At 72.2% G+C, this 4,532-nt stretch carries 6 protein-coding genes; 3 read left to right on the forward strand and 3 right to left on the reverse strand.

The features are described from left to right. Window positions 1-187 precede the first annotated feature (187 nt). Window positions 188-910 (reverse strand): acetoacetyl-CoA reductase, encoded by a 723-nt coding sequence (phbB, locus tag VFM98_RS19115; RefSeq protein ID WP_325111485.1) that lies wholly within the window; start codon window positions 908-910, stop codon window positions 188-190. 147 nt (window positions 911-1,057) lie between these two features. Between phbB and VFM98_RS19120 the strand changes: the two genes are divergently transcribed. Then, the gene (locus VFM98_RS19120; RefSeq protein ID WP_325111486.1) at window positions 1,058-1,972 is read left to right on the forward strand and encodes a DnaJ C-terminal domain-containing protein; all 915 of its coding nucleotides are present in this window, start codon (window positions 1,058-1,060) and stop codon (window positions 1,970-1,972) included. Then, window positions 1,969-2,310, forward strand: coding sequence for a hypothetical protein (locus tag VFM98_RS19125; protein ID WP_325111487.1), 342 nt, complete (start codon window positions 1,969-1,971; stop codon window positions 2,308-2,310). The genes VFM98_RS19120 and VFM98_RS19125 overlap by 4 nt, the downstream gene beginning before the upstream one ends. Window positions 2,311-2,325: 15 nt before the next feature. Here VFM98_RS19125 and VFM98_RS19130 read toward each other — a convergent pair whose 3' ends face one another. Together VFM98_RS19130 and VFM98_RS19135 are read right to left on the reverse strand one after the other, a co-directional pair. Continuing rightward, window positions 2,326-2,763, reverse strand: coding sequence for a PPC domain-containing DNA-binding protein (locus VFM98_RS19130; RefSeq protein ID WP_325111488.1), 438 nt, complete (start codon window positions 2,761-2,763; stop codon window positions 2,326-2,328). Beyond that, on the reverse strand, window positions 2,760-4,061 hold the full coding sequence (locus VFM98_RS19135) for an alpha-hydroxy acid oxidase (RefSeq protein WP_325111489.1): 1,302 nt from the start codon (window positions 4,059-4,061) through the stop codon (window positions 2,760-2,762). Before VFM98_RS19135 ends, VFM98_RS19130 begins: the two co-directional genes overlap by 4 nt. Before the next feature lie 60 nt (window positions 4,062-4,121). Here VFM98_RS19135 and VFM98_RS19140 point away from each other — a divergent pair. Further along, the coding region (locus VFM98_RS19140; protein ID WP_325111490.1) for a trehalase-like domain-containing protein at window positions 4,122-4,532 on the forward strand (411 nt) is incomplete at its 3' end.

The following is a 4,532-nucleotide window of genomic DNA, read 5'->3' on the forward strand; positions in this document are numbered from 1 at the left end:
GTAGTGCACGCCGACGGCGCTGAAAGGCTCCGGCTGCGCCAGGCACACCAGCGCGTCCACGATCGGCGCCAACGTCGCTGCCGCGTGCCGCGAAGCCACCGGCACGGCCAGCACGACCTGCGCGGGATGGCGCGCGCGCACCGGCCGCTGAGTCCGCGCTGGCGCACGGGGCGGCCGGCGCCCGGATTCAATCCATGTACTGGCCGCCGTTGATCGACAGCGTCGACCCGGTGATGAAGCCCGCCTCCTCGGCGACGAGGAACAGCACCGCGCGGGCGATCTCCTCCGGCTGCGCCAGCCGCCCGACCGGGATGCGCGCCACGATGGTCTTCAGGATCTCCTCCGGCACCGCCGCCACCATGTCGGTGGCCGTGTAGCCGGGCGCGACCGCGTTGACCGTGATGCCGTGCGCCGCGAGCTCCAGCGCCAGCGCCTTGGTGAACCCGAGCATGCCCGCCTTGGCCGCGGCGTAGTTGGTCTGGCCGAACTGTCCCTGCTGGCCGTTGACGGAACTGATGTTGACGATGCGGCCGAAGCGCCGGCCGCGCATGCCGGGCACCACCGCGCGGCACATGTGGAAGCAGCCGCCGAGATCGATGTCGATGACCGACTGCCACGCCGCTGGCGCCATCTTGTACAGCTGGCCGTCGTGCGTGATGCCGGCGTTGTTCACCAGGATGTCGATCGGGCCGAGCTCCGCCTCGACGCGCTCGACGCCACCGCTGCAGGCCTGCGCGTCGCCCAGGTTCCACTGGAAGACGGGGATGCCGGTGGCGGGACGGAAGGCCTGGGCCTGCGCCTCGTTGGCTGCGTAGGTCGCCGCGACGCGGCAGCCCGAAGCCTGCAGCTGGCGCGAGATCGCGGCCCCGATTCCACGGGTTCCGCCGGTGACGAGGGCGATGCGGGCCATGCTGCGGTCTCCTGGGTTGCTTCCCATCCAATCTAGGCAGCCCATGCGCGGCTTCGTTGACCGACGTCAAGAGCGCAGTCGAAGCGCGCCGGCCCCGCCCGGCCGCGCCGCGCGCGATACTGGCGGGGCGCTGAAGGAGACCCTGCAGTGAAATTCAAGGACTACTACGCCGCGCTGGAGGTGCCGCGGGACGCCGATGCCGAGACGATCAAGAAGGCCTATCGGCGGCTCGCGCGCAAGTACCACCCCGACGTCTCCAAGGAGCCCGGGGCCGAGGCCCGATTCAAGGAGGTGAACGAGGCCTACGACACACTGCGCGACGCGGAAAAGCGCGCCGCCTACGATGCCCTCGGGCAGCGCCGGCCGGGCGAGGAGTTCGAGGCGCCGCAGGACTGGCGCGAACACTTCGCCTCCGGGGCCTTCGCGGGCTTCGAGGACGTGGACCTCGCCGACCTGCTGGACGCGCTCGGCCGCCACCATCGCGGCGCGCGCGGCCATGCGCCGCGGCCGCGCGCCGGGCGCGACTACGACCTCACCGCCGCCCTCAGCGTGGAGGACGCGCACCGCGGCACCACGCTCGAACTGCAGCTGCAGCGCCCCGAGGGCCCGCAGACGCTGCACGTGACGGTGCCGCCCGGCGTCACCGAAGGCCAGAAGCTGCGCCTGCGCGGCAAGGGCGGCCCGGGCCGCGACGGCGGCCCCGCCGGCGACATCTACGTGCACCTGCAATTGCTGCCGCATCCGCGCTACCGAGTCGACGGCAAGGACCTCTATTTCGACCTCGCGCTGGCGCCCTGGGAGGCGGCACTGGGGGCGCAGGTCGAGGTGCCCACGCTGGACGGCGACGTGCTCCTCACCGTTCCGCCCGGCACGCATTCGGCGCAGAAGCTGCGCCTGCGCGGCCGCGGCCTCGGTGCCGGCGCCGACCGGGGCAACCTCTACGCCGTGGTGCACATCGAGGTGCCGCCCACGCTCAGCGCGCGCGAGCGCGAATTGTTCGAGGCGCTCGCGCAGGAGAGCCGATTCGATCCACGCAGCCAGCAGGGGGAGGCGCAGCGATGACCAGCGCGACCAGGCACCTGCGCCCGCAGGACACCACGCCCCTCGACATGGGCGAGTTCGCCGGCACCGCCGGCCTGAGCGAGAGCGACATCCGCGAGCTGATCGACTACGGCCTGCTCGCGCGCGATCGGCTGGACACGCGCACGGCACTGGTGCTGCGCGAGGCGGCCCGGCTGCAGAAGGATTTCGACCTCGACCTGTTCACCACCGGGCTGCTGGCCGGCTACCTGCTGCGCATCGACACGCTGGAGTCCGAGCTCGGCCGCCTGCGCGCGGAGCGGCCCGCGCGCGCGGTGTACACCGAGGTTTCGTTCACCTCGGTCACGCGCACGCGCTAGGCACGCAGGACAGCTTCAGGCGGCGGGGTCGATCAGCGCCAGGCCGAAGCGCGCGTCCCAGGTCTTGCGCAGGTAGCCGGGCGATTCGGTCACCAGCACCTCCAGGGTGGGCCGCACCACGCCGCTGAGCAGGTGGCCGCCCACGGTGCTGCCGTCGCGCCGGCCCAGCACGGCATGCAGGTGGAGCTTGGGCTTGCCGCCATCGAGCGCCACGTCGCCGACGAGCGAGAGCACTTCGACCTGGGCGTCCACCGGAATGCGCAAGTAGTCCTTGCGGTCGATCTCGAAGTAGCCCAGCTCGGCCCGCTCGAAGGCGCCGATGGCGCTGACGCGGCTGGCATTGAGCGACTCCTGCACGGCGAAGCGCTGCAGCGCTTCCATCGCTTCGTCGCCCGGCTCCAGCACCACGGCATATGTGCGTTCCGGACCTGGATTGAGCAGCTTGCTCTTCATTTCTTGCCTCCCTTGCGCGTGGACGCAGGATCCTCGCAGGATAACGGTGCGGCGAGGAACTGCGGCCCCAGTTCCCCGACGCTGCGCGCGCCCAGCAGGCCGAGCGCGTCGTGCGCCTCGCGCTGCAGGATCTCCAGCGCGCGGCTCGCCCCCGCGCTGCCGCCGGCGCACAGCCCATAGAGTGGCGCACGGCCGGCGAGCACCGCGTCGGCTCCGAGCGCGAGCGCCTTCAGCAGGTCCGTGCCGCGGCGCAATCCGCCCGACACGTAGAGCGCGACGGGGCCCTGCACCAGCGCCCGCGCGGCCGGCAGCAGGTCGAGCGCCGCCACTGTCCCATCGAGCTGGCGGCCGCCGTGCGAGCCGAGCACCACGCCCTCCACTCCGGCATCGATGGCCCGCCGCACGTCGTCCAGGCGCAGCACGCCCTTGAGCAGCAAGGGCCGGCGCCAGCGCTGGCGGATGCGCGCCAGCGTCTGCCACGACAGCGAGGTGGGCTGGTGCGCGCGGATCCAGAAGGCGCTTTGCATCAGGCCACGGTGCTCCCGCGGGATGAACTCGATCACGTTGCGGAAGGCCGGCAAGCCGTGCGGCAGCAGCGTGGTGGCCACCCAGCGCGGATGCAGCGCCGCGTCGAGAAGGGTGGGCACGCTCGGACGCGTGGGGCTGGCGCGCGTGCGCGCCGACCACTCGCGGTTGCCGAAGATCTGCGCGTTGGTGGTGAGCACCAGCGCCTCGCAGCCGGCGGCCTCCACCCGGCGCAGCAGTTCCTGCCAGACCTCGTCGCCGCCGAACACGTACAGCTGCCACCAGTGGCGCAGGCCCGGAACCTGCGCGACTTCGTCCAGCGGATCGTTCGACATGGTGCTCTGCACGAAGGGCACGCCACCGCGGGCCGCGGCCTGCGCCAGCGCGATGTCGCCCTGACGGTGGAACAGCCCGTTGAAGCCCGTCGGCGCGATCACCAGCGGCAGGGCCGCGGGCGCACCCAGCAGCTGCGTATGCAGGCTGCGCTGCGAGACGTCGACCAGCTGGCGCGGCAGGAAGCGCCAGCGCCCATAGGCCATCCGCTCCTCGGCCAGCGTGGCCTCTTCCTCCGCACCGCCTTCGAGGTACTCCAGCACGAAGCGCGGCAGGCGGCGGTGCGCCATCGCCCGCAGGTCCGCGATCGCGACGGCGCGCCGCAGGTCGCGTCCGGTGTAATAGCGCCGGCGCGGCGAGCCGTCCAGCTGGGCGACCGATGCGAAGCGGTTCGGATCGGGCATCTCTTCCCGGCCGCGCGCGGGGAGCCCGGCCTGCATTTGTGCAAAGGTATTCTGGCCCACGGGCCCGGACGCCGGTGCTAGATTGGGCGCTTGGACGTGCACCAGCCCCTCATCGCGGATTACGGCTGCATCGGCGACTGCCGCTCCATGGCCCTGGTGTCGCGCTGGGGCAGCATCGACTGGTTCTGCAGTTCGGTGTTCTCCGGCCCGTCCGTCTTCGCCGCCCTGCTCGACGCACGGCAAGGCGGCCGCTTCGTGCTGGCGCCGACGGCCCTCGCAGCGCCGCAGCAACCGCCCCAGCAGTGGTACGAGGAGGACAGCAACGTCCTGTGCACCCGCTTCGCGTGCCCGGACGGCGTGCTGCTGGTGACCGACTTCATGACGGTCCCCGAGGCGGGCAGCGGCGCCGGGCCCGAGCAGCCGCCGCAGGAGATCGTGCGCATCGTGCAGTGCGAGCAGGGCCAGGCCGAACTGCAGCTGCGCTTCGATCCGCGGCCCGGCTACGCC

The organism is Ramlibacter sp., assembly GCF_035706265.1.
In the GTDB taxonomy this organism is placed as follows: Bacteria; Pseudomonadota; Gammaproteobacteria; order Burkholderiales; family Burkholderiaceae_C; genus Ramlibacter.